Source organism: Flavobacterium sp. 3HN19-14, from assembly GCF_051373205.1.
Lineage (GTDB): Bacteria > Bacteroidota > Bacteroidia > Flavobacteriales > Flavobacteriaceae > Flavobacterium.
In genome coordinates this window covers 2,847,644-2,869,892 of the sequence record NZ_JBPPZT010000001.1, presented here as the reverse complement: position 1 = coordinate 2,869,892, position 22,249 = coordinate 2,847,644, and the positions used below count along the sequence as shown (strand labels likewise).

The following is a 22,249-nucleotide window of genomic DNA, read 5'->3' as shown; positions in this document are numbered from 1 at the left end:
ATAATTTAAAAAAGTAAACAATAATTATTAACATTAACCATTTAAATTTAAAACAGTATGAAAAAAATTACCCTTTTAATGATTTGCCTTTTGGCAGGATTTTTTGCAAATGCGCAGTACGCGACCATGGCAATTGTAGGTGACGCTGTCGGCGGATGGCCCGGAGAACCAGGAAATCCCGGCCCGGTTGATTTGCACCAGATGACATCTACAGACGGAATCAACTGGACGATGGAGAATATCATCATCGGTTCAGGTTCCTTGAAATTCAGGGCGCAGGATTCATGGTCGACCAACTGGGGCGCTCCATCAGGACAAGCAGGACTTTTGGCAGGAACCGCAGTTTCTGACAGCCAGACCAACTTTTCACCGGCAGGTGGTATTTACAATGTAACTTTCAACAGTACGACATTGGCGTATGCATTTACATTATCTAACATTTATCCGTTGATCAGCCTTGTAGGGCCAGCAGTTGGTGGATGGGATTCTGATATCGATATGTCAACAATCGACGGCGTTCATTACACCAGCACCGCGCTTCACCTGAATGCTGGAGCTGTAAAGTGGCGTCAGAACCACAACTGGAACAATAACTGGGGTGCGACTGCATTCCCATCAGGAACAGCTGTTGCGGGAGATACTGGTGCGATTGACGTTCCGGATGGTACTTTCAACATCACTTTCAACCTGACAACTTTAGAGTATAATTTCGCTTATCCAACGGTTGCGCTTGTTGGCTCTGCTACGCCAACTGGCTGGCCAGCGAACACTCCGGGAGAAGTTGACGCACAACAATTGTCTACAACAGATGGAATTACGTATCATAAAGATGCAATCGTATTGATCAACGGGGCGGGAAAATTCCGTATGAACAATAACTGGAATGTACAATGGGGTGCCAGTACAACACCGAGTTTTCCAAATGGCGTAGGTACACAAAATGGTACTGATATCACTATGACTGCCGGAACATGGAGCATCGACTTCAACAGAGAAACTGGTGTTTACGGATTTACGGATATTTTGGGTGTAACTACGCTTGTTACGCCAACTTTTAAGGTATATCCAAACCCGACGCAGAACAGCTGGAATTTTACGGCTTCCAACGGAAATGTAAAATCAGTTTCAATTGCCGACATTACCGGAAAAGTGGTGATGATTGTTTCTGCCGACAATAAAATTGCCAATGTTGACGGTTCTCAATTGAGCAGCGGCGTATACTTTGCAAAAGTGGCTACTGAAAATGCTGTGAGTACAGTAAAATTGATCAGGAACTAAGCGAAAGATTTATTTAAGAGGAAAACCTGCAAAGCGATTTGCAGGTTTTTTTGTTTTCATATATTTTAATTTTTTAACAGCATCCGATGCGACGTTCCTGCGCGCCTGAATCAGATAGCTTGATTTTTCAGTTAAACGACGTTTAAATCTTATATTTGCTTAAATAATTATCATTTGAAAAAATCTTTCGCTATCCATTTTTGCGTCTTTTTTTATTGTCTGCAATTGACTGCACAGAATGTAAGTCGGGTGTATGCACAGCTCGATAATGCAATAAAGAATAAAGAAAGCTTTGTAGTTCAAAAAAGAGCACGCATACACGAGTATAGAAATATGCTCGGGAATACCCATGCCCAAAAAGATATTTTTTCGATTAATGAAAATCTTTATCAGGAATACAGGAAGTTTAAAATTGATTCGGCAATGTATTATATCAATCTTAATCTCAAAATTGCTGATGAACTGTCTGATCAGGAAATGAAAATATCTTCTGAGATAAAACTTGCCAACCTGTATTCATCGACCGGAAATTTTAAAGAATCTGAATCAATCCTGAAAAATATTAATTCTTCAAAATTATCTGTTCTGCTTAAAGCGCTTTACTACGAGTTTTACAGCCAGTATTATGAGCATTATGCGACCAACAGCTATAACGATTATTATATCAGGCAAATAGAGACTTACCGCGATTCCCTGTTAAGTGTACTTAATCCAGATACGCCAAAATTCAAGATCAATCTTGCGCAAAAAAATCTCTATCAAAAAAAATACAGTGCAGCAAAGGAAAGCCTCTTGAACATGATGCGCACCGCTAAAAATAAAGATGCAGATTATGCAATGTACGTTTATCTCCTGGGCGACATTTATGATGCAGAGCATGACAGGACGCAGATGTTGTCTTATTATTCAAAAGCCGCTGTAACCGACATTGAAAACGCCATCAAGGATAATGCAGCGATACAGAAAGTAGCCATAGAATGTTATAAAGACGGCGACATTGAAAGGGCTTATAAATATACCCAATCTGCTCTTGAGGATGCAATCTTTTGTAATGTGAAATTCAGGACACTTAACATGTCAGAATTTTATTCAATCATCAACACAGCCTACCTTAAGAAAGAATCTGAAAGCAAAAACCAACTTGAATCTTATCTTATACTGGTAAGCATACTCACCATCTTGCTAATCATCGCAGTTGTATATGTGTATAAGCAGATGAAAAAAGTATCGCGCATAAAGGAGAGGCTTGCCCAAAGCAGCAATGAGTTGGGCCAATTGAATACAGAAATGGCAGAAGCCAATTCACAGCTGCTTTTGGCCAATAGCGAATTATCTGAATCCAACCTGGTGAAAGAAGAATATATTGCGCGCTTTTTTGATATATGTTCTTCGTACATTGATAAAATCGAGAGCTACCGGAAAATGCTTCACCGAAAACTCCAGGATAAGAAATATGATGAATTGCAAAAAATATTGAAGTCAACCACCATTACCGACAATGAGTTGGAGGAATTCTATAAAAACTTTGATACGATATTCATCAACCTTTTTCCGAATTTCGTCGAGGACTTTAATGCCTTACTGAATAAAGACGAACAGGTAATCCCAAAGAACGACGAGATATTAAATACAGAACTGCGGATTTTTGCGCTTGTCAGGCTCGGCATAACAGATAGCGCAAAAATTGCGGCATTACTAAGATATTCATTAAGCACCATTTATAATTACCGCACCAAAGCCAGAAACCGCGCGGCCGGGTCACGGGATGAATTTGAAAACCTCGTTGCAAAGATAGGCACAGCACAAACTCAACCATAATTTGTATAGCTTTTGTATAGTGCCGTAATTTAAGTTTCCTTATTCCAAATTCACTACTTTTTTCAGGTAGTTATTTTGGTTATATGTCTGATATATAAGAATATATAATTTAAAACTACTCCTTTTTTCATTTCGGCAGTCAAAAAGCCAACTATAACGATATAGCTTTGTCACATACTTTAATTTCTCACCAATAACAGAATTAAAATGCGACAGGTCTTTTACATTTTCTTGTTTCTGACAATAACCGCTCAGGTTGCAGCACAAGAATCGAACAATTCAAAAATGACGGGTTTTATCAATGAGCTACTATCTAAAATGACTCTTGAAGAAAAATCGGACAATTGAACTTACCTTCTGAAGGCGACATCATTACCGGATTAGGAAACAACAGCAATATCGCAGCAAAGATCCGAAAGGGTCAGGTTGGCGGAATGTTCAACATCAAAGGTGTTGACAAGATAAAGGACATACAGCGCATAGCGGTCGAAGAAAGCAGAATGAAAATACCAATGTTGTTTGGTATGGATGTCATTCATGGCTATGAGACCGTGTTTCCGATTCCGTTAGGACTGGCATGTACCTGGGATATGGAGGCCATAGAAAAGTCGGCCAAGATTGGTGCCATAGAAGCCAGTGCCGACGGCATCAACTGGACTTTCAGTCCGATGGTTGATATTGCTAGGGATCCGCGTTGGGGAAGGGTTTCTGAAGGAAGCGGTGAAGATCCCTATTTAGGCGGACAATAGCGAAAGCAATGGTTCGCGGATATCAGGGCAGGGACAATTCATTTTCTGAAAATTCAAATATATTATCGTGCGTAAAGCATTTTGCATTATATGGCGCAGGCGAAGCAGGACGCGATTACAATACTGTTGATATGAGCCATATCAGGATGTTCAACGAATATTTCTATCCTTATAAGGCGGCTGTAGAACAGGGCGTTAGCAGCGTAATGGCATCATTTAATGTTGTTGACGGAATTCCTGCCCATGCCAACAAATGGCTTTTGACTGAAGTACTGCGCGACAAATGGCATTTCAGTGGTTTTACCGTAGCAGATTATGGAGGTATCGCAGAAATTACCAATCATGGATTAGGCAATCTCAAAACCGCATCACAATTATCGTTCAATGCAGGCCTCGACATGGATATGGTCAGCGAAGGTTATAAAAATACTTTAGCCGCTTCAGTCGACGAAGGAAAAGTAACCCTTGCCCAGATAGATGCAGCCTGCAGGAGAATCCTTGAAGCTAAATATAAGTTGGGGCTTTTTAAAGACCCTTATAAATTTTGTGATGCGAAAAGAGCCAACACACAAATTTATACTGCTGAAAACAGGAAAATTGCGCGCAAAACTGCGAGTGAAAGCTTTGTATTACTGAAAAACGACGGCAATTTACTCCCCATCAGCCGCAATAAAACAATAGCTGTCATCGGCCAGTTTAGCGGCAACGAAATCCAATATGGTTGGTACCCTGGAGCGTTGCTGCTAAACTGGATAAGCCGATGACGCTTTTTGAAGGCATAAAATCTGTAGCCGGAAAAAATACAACATTATTGTATGCTAAAGGTTCGAATGTATTCAGTGATGCCAGGATGCAACAGGACGCGACCATGTTCGGCAGGGAGATTATCCGCGACGAAAGAACAGAAGATGAACTGATCAATGAAGCGGTTGCCGTTGCTTTAAAAGCAGATGTCATCATCGCGGCTGTCGGAGAAACGTCTGAAATGAGCGGTGAATCAAGCAGCCGCACAGATATAGGCATTCCGAACGTACAAAAACGCTTGCTTCAAAAGCTTACTGCAACCGGAAAACCTGTAATTCTAGTGTTGTTCGCAGGACGGCCGATGACTCTGGTATGGGAGCAGCAAAACATTCCGGCGATACTGAATGTATGGTTTGGCGGCAGCGAGGCGGCACAGGCGATAGCAGATGTGCTTTTTGGCGATGTGAACCCAAGCGGGAAACTTGTTTCAACCTTCCCGCGAAGTGTTGCACAGATTCCGATTTACTACAATCACCTGAATACTGGCCGGCCGGCATCTGATAAAGGTTTCGAGAAATTCAGGAGCAATTATATGGATGAAAAGAATGCGCCATTGTTCCCTTTCGGCTTTGGATTGAGTTATACCACATTTGAATACGGAAATATCGTGCTCGATACTCCGCAAATGTCAAAAGGCGAAACGATAAAGGCAACAGTGACCGTTAAGAATACCGGGCTGAGAGCTGGTGCCGAAGTGGTGCAATTGTATATCCGGGATTTGGAAGCAAGTATTTCACGGCCGGTAAAAGAACTAAAAGGTTTTCAAAAGATATTCCTGAAATCAGGGGAATCAAAAACAGTTACGTTTGAAATTACAGAGGAACAATTAAAATTCTACAATTCCCAACTTGAATACGCAAGCGAACCGGGAGAATTTGAATTGATGATCGGCACCAACAGCAACGATGTAAAAACAGAAAGGTTTATTCTTAAATAAAGCGGAAGCACCATGACAAGTATAGTATCAAGACAGACGGTATATGCGAATTCCAAGCCCCATTATAAAATTCTCGACGGCCTTCGTGGTGTTTGCGGCTATTATCGTGGTAGTTTTTCATATTCTCGAAATATTCTCCGGAGGCGATCATTCCAAGCAGTTGATCAATCACGGATATCTGGCGGTTGATTTCTTCTTTCTGTTATCGGGATTCGTAATTGCGCACGCCTATGACGACCGCTGGGGGCGAATGACATTGAAAGGATTCTTCAAACGCAGGATCATCCGGCTGCATCCGATGATAGTTGTAGGAATGATTGTCGGTGCAATATGCTTTTATCCGAGTGCCAGCGGAATGTTCCCGGCAGTTGCAGGCACCAACTTTGCGACATTTGCATTGGTTACGGTATTTGGGTTATTTTTATTTCCTGTTCCAGCCTCTTTAGATATACGCGGATGGGGTGAAATGTACCCGTTGAATGGTCACTGCCTGGTCTTTATTTTTTGAGTATATCGCGAATATCCTTTATGCGCTGATTCTCCGTAAAGCATCTACAAAGGTGCTTTCAATATTAGTTTTCATTACCGGAATCGCCCTGATTCATTTTGCAATTACAAACGATACTGGCGACCTGATTGGTGGTTGGTCGCTCGATCCCGCCCAATTACGGATTGGATTTACCAGACTGCTATTTCCATTCCTTGCAGGATTGTTATTGCACCGCTTATCGAAACCCGGACAGATTAATAATGCATTTTTATGAGCCAGGTATTTTGATTGCTGCCGTTCTTGCATTTCCAAGAGTCGGGAGCAAAGATTTACTTTGGTTGAATGGTATTTATGATTCCCTGGCCGTTATTCTGTTTTTCCCTTTAATCGTATATCTTGGGCAAGCGGAACTGTAAAAGGATTCTGGTCTAACAGGATTTGCAATTTCCTTGGCAATATTTCATATCCCCTTTACATTACACATTTCCCGATAATTTATCTTTATTATTCGTGGATAGAGCGCAACCACATAACCATTGATGAAGCTATACCAATGGCTGCAACTGTGTTAGTAGCTTCGATCCTAATCGCATACTTAACCATGCGGTATATTGATATTCCGGCAAGAAAATGGCTGACTGAAAAATTCATGAAACGCTGAATACTGTCATCATTGAAACCTGAAAATTGTACTGAAATAATATCTCAAAAACAAAAAAATATAGAGAGCGCTCATGGCTTTTTCTTATTTGAAATAATTTGTGGAGAGCAGGATTACAAAGAGATTTATAACCTTGGATTAGCATTTTGTAAGTTTCCCATCGCTTAACAGGATTACTTCGTGATCCTGAGCAAGGGAACCTTGCTCAAAGCAAAAAGTCCAAAACATTCATAAAAGCGAGCTTTTAACATGTTCCGGACTTTTTACTTTGTGGGGAGAGCAGGATTCGAACCTGCGAAGTTCTCACAGCAGATTTACAGTCTGCCCTCGTTGGCCGCTTGAGTATCTCCCCATTGGCGTGATGCGAGTGCAAATATAACAACAGTTTCGGGGTTTGCAAATTAATTGCCGACTTAATTCACGTATTTTTTTTAAACGGTTGGGATTGAAATAAATAAAAAATCTCCTTTATGGAGATTTTTCATAAGTTCAGTTATATCCATTTTATTTCGCCAGATATTCTGCGATTTTTGCCCTTAGTTCAGCTCCGCGCAAATCTTTGGCAATGATATTTCCTTTGGCATCAAGGATAAAAGTTGCCGGAATGCTTTTAATACTGTATTGTAAAGCAATCGGATCTTCCCAGAACTTTAAATTTGAAATGTGTGTCCACGTAAGTCCGTCTTTTGCAATGGCTTCTTTCCATTTTGCGCCATCTTTGTCAAGTGATACGCTGATGATATTTAACCCTTTATCGTGGAAATCCTTGTAAACCTCAACAACATTTGGATTTTCTCTCCTGCATGGTCAGCACCAGGATGCCCAGAAATCGATTATCGTTACTTTGCCCAGCGATTCTTTCAGCGATATAGTTTTCCCGTCAGGATTTGGTGCTGAAAAATCAGGTGCCGGATTTCCGATATTCAAAGAAACATAATTATCAATTTTTTTCTTTACTGTTTTTCCTGCCTTTGTCTCTTTTAATGCCGGATCAAGGCTGTCAAACGTTTTCCTGATTTTGGCGATATCAACATCCGAACTGGCGAACATATTATCCATCAGTAAAACGGAAAGGAAAGATTTAGGATTTTCTGACGGAAATGCCGTAGAAAGCGCCACCATCTGGTTTTGATATTTCTGTATTTCTTTGATCAGTTGATTGCTTGTTACCGTATCTTTTGCCTGCTGTGCCGCATTCCATTTTTCGGTATTTTTTTTCTGAAAATCCATTATCTGGTTCTGGATATTCATGGCTGTGGTATTGAAACGCTGAAGGTCGTCATTGCTTCTTGTACCGCCGATTTTGCTTTTAGCGATACTGTCTTTATACACCGTGAAATTGATTTTTCCTTCTTCAAGGATAAAAACCAGTTTGTCCTGGATTTTATCGAATTCAAGAAAATGTATGGCCGGTTCTGGCGTTTTTCCCTTAAAAGAAAATTTCCCGTTTTCTACTTTCGTACTGTCGAGCTTTGCAAATTTGCCCAAGTCGTCTTGTTTTACGAGGTAAACTTTAAGTCCGTTTTCGAATCCGGTTCCGGTTCCGGTGATAGTAAAATCTTTGTCAGCGGGCATTGTAAACGAAACCAATCCGGCAGCGACAAGGATAAACAGCAATATCTTTTTCATAGTAATTATTTTGAGAGGTAATGAAAATGACAAAATCCTTTTCTATAACCGATAACGAATATAGAAAAGGATTTCCTCATAACTATTTTTATTATTTCAAAAGCGAAGCCACTTTCGCTTTCAATTCATCACCGCGTAAATTTTTAGCGATAATTTTTCCGCCAGCGTCAAGCAGATAAGTAGCCGGAATTTCCTGAACACCATACTGAACAGCGATCGGGTCTTCCCACTTTTTAAGATTTGAAACCTGCGTCCATGTGATACCGTCTTTCGCGATGGCCGTTTTCCATTCTGCAGCATCAGTGTCTAAAGATACGCCAATGATGTTGAGGCCTTTCGCGTGAAAATCTTTGTAAAGTGCAACAACATTCGGATTTTCTTTTCTGCATGGCCCAGCACCAGGATGCCCAAAAATCAACGATAGTTACTTTTCCTAAAGATTGTTTCAGGGAAGTAATTTTTCCGTCAGGCGTTTTTCCTGAGAAATCCGGAGCAGTATCGCCTTCTTTCAAAACTGCAGCAGCAGGTGCAGGAGTAGCAGCTTTTTGAAGTTCGTCCAGTTTCTTTTTGAACTCGATGCCCGGTTTTGTATTTTTTACAGACTTGTCAAGCGCATCGTAATATTTTTTAGATTTTACCAAATCACCTTCCTGTAATAAGCCTTCCATCAATAAGATAGTGATGAATGCTTTCGGGTGCGTAGCGATGTAATCTTCAGATTTTTTCTTGAATTCATCTTGTAACGCTTTATACTGCTTAATCAACGCACCAGAAGTAACAGTGTCATTAGCTTGTCTTGCCTGGTTCATTTTCGCCATGTTATCCTTTTGGAATTTCTCGGCTTTTTTCTGGAAAGAATTGCTTAAATCTTTAAATGCATTCAACTCTTCATTATTGTAAGTTCCTGTTGGCTTTGTAAGACCGATACTGTCTTTGTTGATTTTCAACTCGATATCACCGTTTTCAAGGATAAAAAGCACTTTTTCCGGTTTTCCGGCAATATCAATAACCCTGATTTCCGGTTCTTTTGCAGAGCCTTTAAAAGTAAATTTTCCGTCAACGATTTTAGAAGTGTCAACATTTATAAACTGTCTGGTCATCGGGTCACTGCTTTTGCAGAATGGCCACTTTTCCTTCTTCGACACCTTTTACGATTCCGGTAACGATGTATTCGTTGTCGCCAGCTTTGTTGCATGAGATAATTACTGCGGCAGCGAGTAACAATAAGATTTTTTTCATTTGATATTACATTTTGTTTTTAGTGTCGCAAAAGTATTTTAATTTTAGATTTATTGGGCACTTTTTAACCTAAAATTTACGTTTAATGTGGGTTCAGGGTGTTGGATTCAGGGTTCAGGGCAATAAATAGGTAATTTGCACCTTAATTTAAGTCCACAATCCTGATCGTGAAGTGTATACCCTGTGCCTTACGCCTAAAACCCTGCACCTTATTTGGATTCAGACGGACATACAAAATTCGAAAGCCTGATGTCAGTTTTCCTGATTCCGGCAATGCCTTTTTCAACATTTATGATGTTGTGATAGCCTCTTGATTTTAGTATTGAAGCCATGATGACAGAACGGTAACCGCCTGCGCAATGCAGGTAAAATTCCTTATCTTTCGGCACTTCAGCAATTTGGTTGTTGACAAAATCGAGTGGGATATTCAGTGCGCCCGGAATGTGCTCTGCGCTGAATTCTCCGGGCTTCCTTGCATCAACAACGGTGGTTTGCGAATTGAATTTTGATGCAAATGCCTCAGCTGAAACCGATTCAATACTATCAGTTTCAAAGGAAGCAGCAATCCAGGCAGCAATACCACCTTGAAGATAACCAATTGCCTTGTCAAACCCAACGCGCGCCAGACGTGTGATGGTTTCTTCCTCGCGTCCTTCAGGTGTAACTAATAATAAAGGTTGATTGACATCCATAATCAGGGCACCGACCCACGGCGCGAAATTACCCTGAATTCCGATGAAAATCGAACCCGGAATATGGTTTTTCACATAATCATCTTCATGACGCACATCGAGGATTATCGCCTCGGTAACTTCGGCAAGCGATTTAAATTCAGCAGGCGAAAATGCCTTATTGCTTTTCTCCATAACCGAATCGAGACTTTCATATCCTTCGATATTCATCATCACATTCTGCGGAAAATAGGCGGGTGGTAATCCGAGACCGTCAAGCAATTCTGCAATAAATTCTTCTTTCGACATATCGGCACGAAGCGCATAATTGGTCTTTTTCTGGTTGCCGAGCGTATCAGTGGTTTCTTTGCTCATGTTTTTGCCGCACGCACTTCCGGCACCATGGCTCGGATAAACAATCAGTTCGTCTCCCAGCGGCATGATTTTATTGCGGAGGGAATCATACAGATGCGCCGCGAGTTTTTCCTGCGTAAGGTCGTCTGCGAATGCCTGCGCGAGATCCGGCCTGCCGACATCGCCGATAAAAAGCGTATCGCCGGTGATGATGCCGTGATTTTTTCCATCTTGATCAATCAGCAAATAGGTGGTGCTTTCGAGCGTATGTCCGGGCGTATGCAATGCTTTTATGGTATAATTGCCGACTTTGAATTCCTGTCCGTCTTCAGCAATGACAGCATCAAATTTTGGGGCAGCAGTCAGGCCATAAACTATTTTTCCGCCGGTTTTCTGTGCCAGATCAAGATGGCCTGAAACAAAATCGGCATGGAAATGCGTTTCAAAAATATATTTGATTTTCGCATTGTCTTTATTGGCGCGGTCAATATAGGGCTGTACTTCGCGCAAAGGGTCAAAAATTGCGGCTTCGCCTTTGCTTTCGATATAGTAGGCCGCCTGCGCGATGCATCCGGTATAAATTTGTTCTATTTTCATAGTTGTGGATTGAGGCTGTAAAATTACGGTATAAAGTTGGAAGTTGCAAAGGGGGTGGGGTTATAGAGACTCAAAGGTGGTTTTGCAATTAATGAGTATATTTGGCGTTAGGCAACATTACAACAAAATGATATGGCGAAATTTACCATTACTTCCGCAGACTATTTAAAAATTAAAAATGGAGATGAATCTGTCACCATAATGAAAAAAGAAAAGTTTGAAAGTTTTAACGAGGCCATTTTAGGTCTTGGCAATATTGAAAAAAAATCAAAACAGATAAATGCTCTCAGTGTATTGTTTGACTTGGAAGGCTTTACACACTTTTGTAGGCAAATTGATCCTCAATTAGCTGTTCCGGAATATTTGAGTGAATTTTTGAAGTGGCTTTTTGCAGAAGTTAGAAAAGAGTTAACTGACGAAGTTTATCCGAAGGGATATGATACCTTTTCGGACTTGCCATTTCTTTCGAAATTTATGGGTGATGGCGTCTTATTTCTTTGGGACATTGAAAATCTAAGCGATACTCAAATAATGAATATTGTTGTTTCTATGCATGAAATTTGTTTGCATTATCAAAAAGATTTTTTAAAAAATATTGAAAGAAAAATAATTGATCCGCCATTAAGATTAAGATGTGGAATCGCGAGAGGAGCAATCTACAGCGTCGGAAATGAAAACGATTTTGTTGGTCCGAGCATTAACATGTCTGCTAGGTTGCAAAAACTAAATTCTCTTTCATTTTGTTTTTCTCGACGTGGACTTAACCCTGAAATTAATCCTTTATTCGATAACATGTTAGTTACAAAAAAAGCAAATATAAGAGGTATTGGCGAAAATGAGCTTGTTTGTGTTTTGAAAAGTGAGTTCGAAAAATTAGACCAAAAGGATAAAAATGGATTATTTGAAATTCGCTAATGTCAGCCCAAATTTTTAAAAATGAATTACATCGCAAAAGTCAGGCTTTTTACAATAATCCCCACATGTTTTTACCTGTACTTCTTTATTTTTGGCTTTTCCGCGGTTGATAGTACCAAAGAATTTTTGAGTGCTTTAGAAATTTTATTAAGGATGATTTTCATCGCTTTTCTTTTGTCATCGCCGACTATGATTATATTTTACTCTGGAGATTTGATTAGAAAATTGATTTATGCATATAATGAAAATAATGTTGAATTATCAAACCTTATGATTAACTTATTTTTGAAAAAGGAAAAATTCATCAATAATTTAGAAAGTGGCAAAGTAAATTTATTTGAGAAAGAATAGACAAAATACTTCCAACGAGCAAGCAGTTTGGCAAAAGTGCAGGCGTTATGAAAAATAATTGTGCATTTTTCATAACTTCCCCACGCGCCAGCAATCATAAACAAATCCCAATCAAATGCCTAAAAAACCACTCACCAACCACTCCGTCCTGATATGCCTGACCGCCTCGGTAATATTAATAACAATAGCAGCACTGAACTACCCCGGCGGCTCAATACTCGACAAAAATTCTGTCGGCTTTATATGGTCAAAAAACTTCATGAGCAATCTGTTTGGGGCAAAAGCGCTCAATGGTGCTGACAACCCCGGCAGGATCTGGGCCATAATCGGTATGGCTTTCCACTCGTTAGGTTATGGCATTTTCTTTATCAATATGTCAAAAAAAATAGCTTTAAAAACATGGGCTGCTATTTTAAAATATATCGGCGTTGCCAACATCATATTTATTTTCCTAATCGCGACACCCTTGCATGATGTGGGCGTAATATCAATCGTTTTGACACTTTTTGGTTTATTTATGCTCACGATATTTATCCTGAAGTCAAAACGGCATCTGCTTAAATTTTACTGTGTCATTTGCTTACTGACTTATTATATTTTCTTTTTCTTATTTGGCGCAGGTTATCTGGATTTGGCAGTCATCATGCAGAAGGTATACATCGTAGGCTCGATGCTGCTGGTTTTAGGATTCGAGTATTTTACCGAATATGAAGATTTTATGCACGCCGCTCCGAAGGATAAGACAAATCAAATTGAAATAAACACATGAAAAACCTTATATTTTCATTATTGCTTTTTACAATTGCTTCCCGGGGTCAGCAAAATACTGCAACAATCAAGCTCGATGCCGGCAGTTCGGTAACAATGTATCGGGAACCCTTTGACCCGAAAAAGCATAAAATAGAATATAAGGATAATTTCGTTATTGCTATTGACAATTCACCGCTGTTTGGTTCTGATGGCGAAATGCCAAAATTTCAATTATCAAAAGCTATACTGACAATTGGACAAAAGACATACGACCTGCAGGTTGATAATATGTACAATCCATGGTTTGGCGAAAATCCCAATCAGGAATTCTTTGAAATTATACATGGCAGCGCAAATGACCACATACTTAAAATCCAATTTTCTGATGGCGCGGGCAGTTATGCCGCAGAATGGCTGATCGAGTGGAATTCCAGCATCAGGGATATGATTACTAAAGATGAAGTGATCATTCAGTCTTATTTCGAAAAGTAAGCTGTTTTAAACGAAATCGATAAGAATAATTATGGAAAAAGAAAACAGTGTCCAAACCTGTATTGACGGGGTAAAACCTGAACACCACGCAATCGTGACCCGCGTTGATGCATTATTACGGGAAATATTCCGGAAATTGTATGCAAAACAAAATGGCATAAACCTTCTCAACCGCTTGGCGTGCCTTTTTATGGATTGTCCGAAAAAGGCTGGATGTTTGCCATGTGGTCATTTAAAGACAGTGTAGGCGTTGGCTTCATTGCAGGAACACTCCTGAATCCGCAACCGCCGGTAACGAAAATGGCAGGGCTATGGAACAAGGGAACTGAACATAAGTCCCGCAGGATCGACATAAAAAACGATTCCGATTTTGATGAAGATTTGCTTCGCTCATGGTTTGTCCAGGCAAAAGATTTACCCGGCTGGAGTAAAATTGATTGAATTCACGGCAACAATAATTATTTAAAAATATAAAGCAAATGCACACTTTTTATAGTATACTCGGCGTCATCGCCGGCATCATCATCCTCTTATTACTTCTGGCGCTCTTCATGCGAAAAAAACATTTCGTAAAACGCGAAATCATCATCGATGCTCCGGTTGGCAAAATATTCGCTTATTTACGCTTTCTTGAGAATCAGGATAAATTTAACCGGCATGCCATGGCTGGCGGCGAGCGCGAAAAAACATTCACGGGAACCGACGGCACAGTTGGATTCATCTATGCCTGGCATGGCGATAAAAAGGCAGGTGAAGGTGAAAAGGAAATCAAGAATATCATCGAAAATAAATTAATTGAAACCGAAATCCGCTTCGTAAAACCAATGAAAGCTACTGCAGCCATTGTGATGGAAACCGAATCGCTTTCTGACGGACAAACGAAAGTTTCCTGGAGCAACTCCGGCACATTGCCTTACCCGGTAAATATCATGATCCCAATGATGGAGAAAATGTTGCCGAAAGACATGGATGCGAGTTTGGCGATGCTGAAAGGGATTTTGGAAAAATAATTTACAAATCTCAAATTATAAATAACAAATAAGTCCCAACATTCAATCTTTAAATTCCAAACATGCCTCATATGTTTGAATTTCGGCATTGGAATTTATTTCTTATTGATTGCTGTGATTTGGAATTTTCCGACTTTTAACTAAAATTTATCACAGGATTTTACACCGTAATTACTATAAACAGTAATTTTAAAACCTATGAAAAATGAGGCAAAAAAAGGATTTTACTTCAAGTCTTACGAAGCGCCGTTTGTATCTCCGTTCGACAGGCTTTTTGAGATTTTCAAGGAGCTCATTACGCATACTTCGGGCGATTTCGACGAAGCGATTGAATGGCTGCGCGAGCTTGACACCGAATATAAGCTCACTGACGAGAATTATACGATTGACGATTTCATCGAAGACCTGAAGAAAAAAGGTTACATCCGCGACGAATTCAAAGACGACGGTACATCCGGCACAGGAATCACCGCCAAAACCGAACGCGCCATCCGGCAGCAGGCGCTCGACCATATGTTCGGTAATCTTAAAAAAGCGGTAACGGCAATCACAAGACCAAGCATACAGGCAGCGGCGATGAGCATACGGGTGAATTCCGCGATTTTAATTTCGGCGACAGCCTCGAGCGCATTTCACTGACCGAGAGTTTAAGGAACGCTCAAATTAATAATGGTGTCGATGAATTCCGTATCACCGAAAACGACCTGATTGTCGAGGAAACACAATTCAAAGCCCAGATGAGCACGGTTTTGATGATCGACATCAGCCACAGCATGATTCTCTACGGCGAAGACCGCATCACGCCCGCCAAGAAAGTCGCGATGGCTTTGGCAGAACTGATTACGACGCGCTATCCGAAAGACACACTCGATATTCTGGTTTTCGGAAATGACGCATGGACGATTCCGATTAAGGATTTACCGTATCTGAAAGTCGGTCCAGTACCACACCAACACCGTCGCCGGATTGCAACTGGCAATGGACTTGCTCCGCCGCAAACGCAACACCAACAAGCAAATCTTCATGATTACCGACGGAAAACCGAGTTGTGTGCGCGAGCGCGATGGATCGTATTACATGAACAGCAACGGCCTCGACGAATATATCGTGGATAAATGCTACAATCAGGCACAGCAAGCCAGGAAATTGCACATTCCGATTACGACTTTTATGATTGCGAACGACCCATATTTGCAGAAATTCGTAAATAGATTTACCGAAGCCAATCAGGGAAAGGCGTTTTACACCGGCTTGAAGGGGTTGGGAGAAATGATTTTTGAGGATTACGAAACGAACAGGAAACGAAAGATTAAGTAGACGGTGATCAGTCATCAGATTGCAGACAGCAGGCCGCAGATTGACCGTCAAATAAACACAATTAGCAACAAAATAAAAATGTCATCCCGAGCACAGTCGAGGGCTAACGAAGAAAAGATATGGATATTAATAAAATAACAACACTCGGCCAGCTAAAAGCCGCGGCTTACAAAAGCAAACCCATCAAAGAAGAATTGCGCGATAACCTGCGCGAAAAAATAAAATCAGGAAAACCCGCATTTGAAGGTGTTCATGGTTACGAAAATACCGTAATTCCCGAACTCGAAAGAGCAATTTTATCACGCCATAACATCAACTTACTCGGACTTCGGGGCCAGGCAAAGACACGCCTGGCGCGTTTAATGCTCAATCTGCTTGATGAGTACATTCCGTACGTAAGCGGTTCAGAAATCAACGACGACCCATTTCAGCCGATTTCGCGTTTTGCTAAAGACCTGATTGCTGAGAAAGGCGACGACACACCAATTTCGTGGTTGCATAGAAGCGATCGCTTTTTTGAAAAACTCGCAACACCTGATGTAACCGTTGCCGATTTAATAGGCGATATCGACCCGATTAAGGCCGCAAACCTGAAATTGTCTTATGCCGATGACCGTGTGATTCATTTTGGCATGATCCCGAGGGCGAACCGCTGTATTTTCGTTATTAATGAATTGCCCGATTTGCAGGCAAGAATTCAGGTGGCGCTGTTTAATATTTTACAGGAAGGCGACATTCAGATTCGTGGTTATAAGTTGAGGTTGGTACTTGATATGCAATTCATATTCACCGCAAACCCCGAAGATTATACCAATCGCGGCAGTATCGTTACACCATTGAAAGACCGTATCGGCTCACAAATCCTGACGCATTACCCGGAATCTGTAGCCACCGCAAGACGCATTACAGAACAGGAAGCCAGATTAGATTCACGTCAAAGCGAAACCGTTCATGTGCCTTCGCTGGCGAAAGATTTATTGGAGCAAATCAGTTTTGAGGCGCGCGAAAGCGAATTCATTGACAACAAAAGCGGCGTCAGCGCAAGGATGAGCATAACCGCTTATGAAAATCTGCTAAGTACTGCCGAAAGGCGTGCTTTACGAAATGGCGAAGACAAAACGATCGTTCGGCTTTCAGATTTCATGGGCATCATTCCGGCGATTACAGGAAAAGTCGAACTGGTTTATGAAGGTGAGCAGGAAGGTGCGGCAATTGTGGCGCAAAACCTGATCGGCGATTCGATCCATACTTTTTTTCCGGGTTATTTCCCGAAGATTGAAAAACTGGAAAAAGCTGATGATAAAACCGCTTACACTGAATTGATTGAATGGTTTTTCACTGAAAGCGGCTTCGAATTGCCTGATGAAGCGACCAATTCTGAATACCAGAAAATCCTCGACGACATCGCGCCACTTGAAAAATTATTGCAAAAATACCAACCTGAAATGCCTGCTGAAGACCGTTATTTCATGAAGGAATTCGTGCTTTGGGGTTTAGTGGAATACAATAAACTCAGTAAAGACAGGTTTTCTGAAGGTTATCAGTTTAAGGATTTGTATGGGAGTTACATCAGTAAGCTGTAAAACAGTCAAAAGCCGAAAGTCCAAAGTCGAAAGACAGAAGTGCTTATCGCAATTTGCTAATCTTTCGACTTTGGACTTTTAACTTTCGACTAAAAATTTATTCCTGATTCGTCAGTTTTCGGTAAGGAAAAGCATTAAAAATATGTCTTTTCGCAAAACGCGCAGGCGAATCGGCGTTGACCATTTTAATATAAGTCGCTTTCGGAACGCTGATATATTCATAACTGCTGCCGTTAGAAAATACAGCTTTCAGACGAATGTTTTCGTAGCTGTAATCCACTAAAGTAGCGTTGGTAATGGTATCATTGTATTCGGGTTTCCCTTGCTCGATGGTTTCCGGATTGATGCTTACCAAAAAATGATATGCTTCAATAACGGCTTTACTTTTGTCTTCCGCAGCTTTTAATCCGGCATCATCGCCCTGAAATTTATCAGGATGGCATTCTTTCATCGAATTGCGGTAGATGGTTTTCAATTCTTTCAGTTCGACAGTTTTGTCAACTTGCAGCAATTCGCGGTATTCATTTATTTTTTTCATCGCAGGAGGCTTTTTCAAATTTTTTGCAAAGGTAGGTTAAAAGAGTCTAAAGTCCAAAGTCGAAAGTGAAAAGAATAAAAGCGTCAGTTAAAACTTTCATTTAAATTTCGGGCTTCGACTTTCGACTTTTTCCTTTTGACTTTCAACTAATTATAGTAGATTTGCAGAAATTTATTCACCCTAAATATGAAAAACTTTCTGCTTTCGGCAGCATTGTTCTTTTGCTGTTATGCCTCGTTTTCACAGGTAGTTATTAATGAACTTGATGCTGATACGCCTTCCACCGACGTGATGGAATTCATCGAATTGAAGTCGGCAACACCTAATTTTCCACTCGATGGTTATGTATTGGTATTCTTCAACGCTACTACCAACGGAGATTCCAACCTGAGTTACCTCGCTATTGACCTCGATGGTTACACAACCGACCTTAATGGAATATTTTTGCTCGGAAACCCGAATGTTACACCTTCACCGGCTATCACGATTGGTGTTGGTATCATCCAGAACGGACTGGATGCTGTTGCCATTTATCATGGAAATGCAGCTGATTTTCCTACCAACACTGCAGGAACGACAGCAAATCTCATCGATGCACTTTGTTATTCCAACAGCAATACGATACAACCGACCGCTTTAATGACGGCGTTAAATCAAACCGTATGCGTGAATGAAAATCAGGGATCTGCAGCTGCTACAAAATCAATCCAACGAAAAAATGACGGCACTTATGAAGTAAAGTTCCCAACTCCGGGCGCTAACAACGACGGAAGCGGGCAGACATTAAACGGCGTGACACTTTCACTGAATCCAACTGAAATGACTGAAGGTACATCTTTTACGGTAACTTTCACGACCCAGACCGCGGTTACAAGCAATCTAAATATCACCTTTGCGCTTGCCAATGGCAGTTTCACAACTGCTGATTATTCCGGAAACCTGTCGGTACTGATTCCGCAAGGCAGTACGACGGGCAGCACAATAATCCAACTGACAGATGATGCCGTTGATGAAGGCGATGAAAATCTGAAAGTTGTTATTGGAACGCTTCCCGACGGTTACACCAAACTTAACGATAATACAGAATTTCGTGTGCACGACAATGATTACGTCGTTCATGCCTGGGGAACACCTCTAAATCCGACTTACGGATTGGTGACAAGTACAGTTCCTGTAGGATATTACAACTCACTTGAAGGGAAGTCCGGTGCCGTTTTAAAACAGGCTATTCAGGACATTATTGCGAATCCGGCCGTGGTAAGGAAACAGAATTATGGCGACATCGTTGATATTCTTAAAGAAGCCGACCAAAATCCCGAAAATGGCAGTCAGGTTTGGTTGATGTATGTGGAAAAGCCGCGTTCAAAAATCGATTTCCAGACCGGTACAAGTGGTGCTGCAGGATTTTGGAACCGCGAACATATTTATTGCCAGTCGAGAGGCGGATTCACCAACGAAACTTCTTCTGACGCCAACGGTATCAACAATTACGACTCAACCAATGCCGACGATATTATGGCTGGCCACGCCGATGGGCACCATTTGAGGGCAGAGGACAGTCCGGAAAATTCACTCAGGAGCGAAAGAAATTATGGCGTTGATTACAACGGGCTAGCCAATACGCATGGCAGCTGGCATGGTGATGTGGCGCGTGCTATTTTTTATATGTGCGTCAGATATAACGGACTGAATGTTGTCAACGGTAATCCGCCACAGGATCCTGACGGTTATATTGGTGATCTCGCAACTTTATTGCAATGGAACGTTTCCGACCCGTCTGACGACTTTGAAATGAACCGCAATAATGTTGTTTATAACTGGCAAAAAAACCGAAATCCATTTATCGATTACCCGAATTTAGCCGATTATATTTGGGGAAGCCACGCCGGAGAAGTTTGGTTTTCTACGCTTTCAGTTCCGCAGAATGAAGCAGCCAAAATCGGGATTTACCCAAATCCTGCGAAAGACCAATTCAGGATTTCAGGAATTGAGAGTGGGCATGTTGAAATTTTCAGCGTGACGGGTCAAAAGGTTTTCGAAAGCGATTTTTCTGGTAGCAATTCTGTGAAAATGAACATTTCGAACGGCGTTTATACTGCGAAGATTACGGCTCAGGGGCAATCTGTTGTTAAGAAACTGGTGATAAAATAAATTTCCAAATTCCAAAAAAAATCCCAAATTCTAAACTAATGCGATTGGAATTTGGGATTTTTTTTTGATTTTTTAATCAATCGTCATCGATTTCAACTTCGTGCGATAAGCTTCCAACGCAACTGCTTTCGAAATAAATCCATAATATTTCCCGTTTTTCACAACTGGAAGGAATGTCATTTTTGTAGTTTCAAATTTATTCATCACGGTTTCCATCGTATCGTTTGGCGAAATAATAGCTTTGGGTTCTGTCATAACTTCTTTCACGGAAGTATATTTTACCTTAAAATTGCTAAAGATGATTTCGCGTATGTCATTAAAATGCACGACGCCTTCGAGTTCTTTTTCCTTATTGACAACGGCAAAAATTACCTGATTAGAATGTGAAATCAAATCTACCAGTTTTTCAAGATTTTCATCAGGCGTAACCGTTAAATAATCTGTCTGGATGATTTGCTCAATATCAATTGTGGTAAGTATATTGGTGTCTTTGTTGCTGGTGAAGGCATGCCCTTTTTTAGCGAGTTGCTTGACATCCATCGAATGTTTTTCAAAACGTTTTGAAACCGCAAAACTGATCGACGACACAATCATCAGCGGAATCATCAGTCCGTAACCACCCGTAATTTCTGCAATAAGGAAGATTGCAGTTAGCGGCGCGTGAAAAATCCCGCTCAGAATTCCCGCCATTCCGACCATCGTAAAATTACTCACCGGAAGATGTGTCAGGCCTAAAACATTGAACAATTTCGAGAAGAAAAAGCCTACATAAGAGCCTAAAAACAGCGAAGGCGCGAAATTACCGCCATTTCCGCCGCTGCCCAATGTGATTCCGGTTGCGAATGCTTTCACCATCAATGTCAATCCTACAAAAACCAGCAACATCCAATTGTTGTTCCTGAAATCACTGAACAGCGTATTTTCAAGCAATTTTCCCGGATCGTTTTCTGACAGCGTTTTGATGCTTTCATAACCTTCGCCGAAAAGCGTAGGGAAGATGAAGATGATGATGGCCAGCAACGATGCACCGGCAATGGCTTTACGATACGGACTCAATTTCAATCGCGAGAAAAAATGCTCTGTTTTCTGGAATCTTCTCGAATAATAAACAGCGACAAATCCGGTCAGCAATCCCAACATTACATAAAACGGAATGTTGTGAAAATCGAATGTTGTCTGTTGTTTAAAAGACAACAATATCGTTTCGTCCAGTACAATTTGTGAAACCAAAGCGCCTGTGGCTGCAGCAATCATAATAGGTGTAAATGCTGAAATGCTTACGTCGACGAGCAGTACTTCAATAGCAAACAAAACGCCTGCAATTGGTGCATTAAATGCCGCGGCGATTCCGGCAGCGACGCCGCATCCGATTAATAAAGTCCGGTTTTTGTAGCTTAATTTATAGCGTTGCGCATAATTTGAACCAAAAGCCGCGCCGGTAATTACAATCGGACTTTCGAGACCCGCAGAACCGCCGAGACCAACCGTTAAGGAACTCGTGACGATTTGCGCATACATTTGTTTTTTCGGAATGATACTGGCTTTTTTAGCAACGGCATATAAAATCTGGGAAGTGCCTTTTTCAATCGTTCCGCCAAGGATTTTTTTCACCACCAGGACTGTCAGGAAGATACCGATAATCGGCAGAATACTGTTGATGAAACTCAGCTTTAAAATGCCGTTGATATAAGTGGCGAACAGGAAAACCCAGTGCGCAAATGATTTGAGGACGATTACGGCAAATGCTGCAGAAATCCCCACAAGTACGCTCGATAAAAATATAAACTGCTTATCCGATACCCGGTTTTGCGCCCATACAAGGATGTTTTCCAATCTGCGAAGGTATTTTCTAATCATTATTTTTGTGACATTTTTGCAAAGTTACGCTTTTCACAAGCAGTATTTTCTTAAACTA

22 protein-coding genes, 1 tRNA gene and 3 pseudogenes are annotated in these 22,249 nt (G+C 41.0%); 17 read left to right on the top strand and 9 right to left on the bottom strand.

Translation table 11 applies throughout. The features are described from left to right. Window positions 1-57: 57 nt before the first annotated feature. From ACSLFW_RS15490 to ACSLFW_RS15455, 8 genes are all read left to right on the top strand, one after another. Window positions 58-1,278 (top strand): T9SS type A sorting domain-containing protein, encoded by a 1,221-nt coding sequence (locus ACSLFW_RS15490; RefSeq protein ID WP_436556511.1) that lies wholly within the window; start codon window positions 58-60, stop codon window positions 1,276-1,278. Between the two features lie 333 nt (window positions 1,279-1,611). Further along, window positions 1,612-3,096, top strand: a complete 1,485-nt coding sequence (locus ACSLFW_RS15485; protein WP_436556510.1) for a DUF6377 domain-containing protein — start codon at window positions 1,612-1,614, stop codon at window positions 3,094-3,096. Between the two features lie 344 nt (window positions 3,097-3,440). Then, window positions 3,441-3,845 (top strand): glycoside hydrolase family 3 N-terminal domain-containing protein, encoded by a 405-nt coding sequence (locus ACSLFW_RS15480; protein ID WP_436556509.1) that lies wholly within the window; start codon window positions 3,441-3,443, stop codon window positions 3,843-3,845. Between the two features lie 8 nt (window positions 3,846-3,853). Further along, entirely contained in the window at window positions 3,854-4,609 is a 756-nt protein-coding gene (locus ACSLFW_RS15475; protein ID WP_436556508.1) for a glycoside hydrolase family 3 protein, read from the top strand. Next, complete coding sequence (locus tag ACSLFW_RS15470) at window positions 4,567-5,586, top strand: glycoside hydrolase family 3 C-terminal domain-containing protein (protein ID WP_436556507.1); 1,020 nt, start codon at window positions 4,567-4,569, stop codon at window positions 5,584-5,586. Before ACSLFW_RS15475 ends, ACSLFW_RS15470 begins: the two co-directional genes overlap by 43 nt. Before the next feature lie 43 nt (window positions 5,587-5,629). Continuing rightward, window positions 5,630-6,094, top strand: coding sequence for an acyltransferase family protein (locus ACSLFW_RS15465; protein WP_436556506.1), 465 nt, complete (start codon window positions 5,630-5,632; stop codon window positions 6,092-6,094). A 52-nt stretch (window positions 6,095-6,146) separates the two neighbouring features. Then, on the top strand, window positions 6,147-6,350 hold the full coding sequence (locus ACSLFW_RS15460; RefSeq protein WP_436556505.1) for a hypothetical protein: 204 nt from the start codon (window positions 6,147-6,149) through the stop codon (window positions 6,348-6,350). Between the two features lie 117 nt (window positions 6,351-6,467). Next, on the top strand, window positions 6,468-6,737 hold the full coding sequence (locus tag ACSLFW_RS15455; RefSeq protein ID WP_436557472.1) for an acyltransferase family protein: 270 nt from the start codon (window positions 6,468-6,470) through the stop codon (window positions 6,735-6,737). A gap of 271 nt (window positions 6,738-7,008) precedes the next feature. Here ACSLFW_RS15455 and ACSLFW_RS15450 read toward each other — a convergent pair. From ACSLFW_RS15450 to ACSLFW_RS15420, 7 genes and pseudogenes are all read right to left on the bottom strand, one after another. Continuing rightward, window positions 7,009-7,089 (bottom strand) — tRNA-Tyr (locus tag ACSLFW_RS15450). Between the two features lie 152 nt (window positions 7,090-7,241). Beyond that, window positions 7,242-7,787, bottom strand: a pseudogene (locus tag ACSLFW_RS15445) (TlpA family protein disulfide reductase). 234 nt (window positions 7,788-8,021) lie between these two features. Then, window positions 8,022-8,312, bottom strand: a pseudogene (locus ACSLFW_RS15440) (DUF4369 domain-containing protein); the annotation flags it as partial. A 145-nt stretch (window positions 8,313-8,457) separates the two neighbouring features. Further along, complete coding sequence (locus ACSLFW_RS15435; protein ID WP_436556504.1) at window positions 8,458-8,784, bottom strand: peroxiredoxin family protein; 327 nt, start codon at window positions 8,782-8,784, stop codon at window positions 8,458-8,460. Beyond that, complete coding sequence (locus ACSLFW_RS15430; RefSeq protein ID WP_436556503.1) at window positions 8,666-9,466, bottom strand: DUF4369 domain-containing protein; 801 nt, start codon at window positions 9,464-9,466, stop codon at window positions 8,666-8,668. The genes ACSLFW_RS15435 and ACSLFW_RS15430 overlap by 119 nt, the downstream gene beginning before the upstream one ends. Window positions 9,467-9,470: 4 nt before the next feature. After that, window positions 9,471-9,605: a hypothetical protein gene (locus ACSLFW_RS15425; protein ID WP_436556502.1), complete on the bottom strand. Its 135-nt coding sequence runs from the start codon at window positions 9,603-9,605 to the stop codon at window positions 9,471-9,473. A gap of 209 nt (window positions 9,606-9,814) precedes the next feature. Then, complete coding sequence (locus tag ACSLFW_RS15420) at window positions 9,815-11,227, bottom strand: MBL fold metallo-hydrolase (protein ID WP_436556501.1); 1,413 nt, start codon at window positions 11,225-11,227, stop codon at window positions 9,815-9,817. 132 nt (window positions 11,228-11,359) lie between these two features. Between ACSLFW_RS15420 and ACSLFW_RS15415 the strand changes: the two genes are divergently transcribed. The 8 genes and pseudogenes from ACSLFW_RS15415 (at window position 11,360) to ACSLFW_RS15380 (ending at window position 17,645) form a co-directional block, all read left to right on the top strand. After that, window positions 11,360-12,142, top strand: coding sequence for a hypothetical protein (locus ACSLFW_RS15415; protein WP_436556500.1), 783 nt, complete (start codon window positions 11,360-11,362; stop codon window positions 12,140-12,142). 21 nt (window positions 12,143-12,163) lie between these two features. Further along, window positions 12,164-12,493: a hypothetical protein gene (locus ACSLFW_RS15410; RefSeq protein ID WP_436556499.1), complete on the top strand. Its 330-nt coding sequence runs from the start codon at window positions 12,164-12,166 to the stop codon at window positions 12,491-12,493. A gap of 115 nt (window positions 12,494-12,608) precedes the next feature. Continuing rightward, window positions 12,609-13,262 (top strand): hypothetical protein, encoded by a 654-nt coding sequence (locus ACSLFW_RS15405; protein ID WP_436556498.1) that lies wholly within the window; start codon window positions 12,609-12,611, stop codon window positions 13,260-13,262. Then, on the top strand, window positions 13,259-13,735 hold the full coding sequence (locus tag ACSLFW_RS15400) for a hypothetical protein (protein WP_436556497.1): 477 nt from the start codon (window positions 13,259-13,261) through the stop codon (window positions 13,733-13,735). The genes ACSLFW_RS15405 and ACSLFW_RS15400 overlap by 4 nt, the downstream gene beginning before the upstream one ends. 111 nt (window positions 13,736-13,846) lie before the next feature. Then, on the top strand, window positions 13,847-14,176 hold the full coding sequence (locus tag ACSLFW_RS15395) for a DUF1801 domain-containing protein (protein WP_436557471.1): 330 nt from the start codon (window positions 13,847-13,849) through the stop codon (window positions 14,174-14,176). 38 nt (window positions 14,177-14,214) lie between these two features. Next, window positions 14,215-14,745 (top strand): SRPBCC family protein, encoded by a 531-nt coding sequence (locus tag ACSLFW_RS15390; protein WP_436556496.1) that lies wholly within the window; start codon window positions 14,215-14,217, stop codon window positions 14,743-14,745. Window positions 14,746-14,943: 198 nt separating this feature from the next. Continuing rightward, a pseudogene (locus tag ACSLFW_RS15385) lies at window positions 14,944-16,062 on the top strand (vWA domain-containing protein). A gap of 119 nt (window positions 16,063-16,181) precedes the next feature. After that, complete coding sequence (locus ACSLFW_RS15380) at window positions 16,182-17,645, top strand: AAA family ATPase (protein ID WP_436556495.1); 1,464 nt, start codon at window positions 16,182-16,184, stop codon at window positions 17,643-17,645. Window positions 17,646-17,742: 97 nt separating this feature from the next. Here ACSLFW_RS15380 and ACSLFW_RS15375 read toward each other — a convergent pair whose 3' ends face one another. Then, a complete protein-coding gene (locus ACSLFW_RS15375) occupies window positions 17,743-18,183 on the bottom strand; it encodes a KTSC domain-containing protein (RefSeq protein ID WP_436556494.1) in 441 nt (146 codons plus the stop codon). Between the two features lie 186 nt (window positions 18,184-18,369). Here ACSLFW_RS15375 and ACSLFW_RS15370 point away from each other — a divergent pair, with 186 nt between their 5' ends. Beyond that, the gene (locus ACSLFW_RS15370) at window positions 18,370-20,334 is read left to right on the top strand and encodes an endonuclease (RefSeq protein WP_436556493.1); all 1,965 of its coding nucleotides are present in this window, start codon (window positions 18,370-18,372) and stop codon (window positions 20,332-20,334) included. A 72-nt stretch (window positions 20,335-20,406) separates the two neighbouring features. On the opposite strand, the gene ACSLFW_RS15365 is transcribed toward ACSLFW_RS15370, so the two are convergent. Beyond that, window positions 20,407-22,191: a chloride channel protein gene (locus ACSLFW_RS15365; RefSeq protein WP_436556492.1), complete on the bottom strand. Its 1,785-nt coding sequence runs from the start codon at window positions 22,189-22,191 to the stop codon at window positions 20,407-20,409. Window positions 22,192-22,249: the final 58 nt, after the last annotated feature.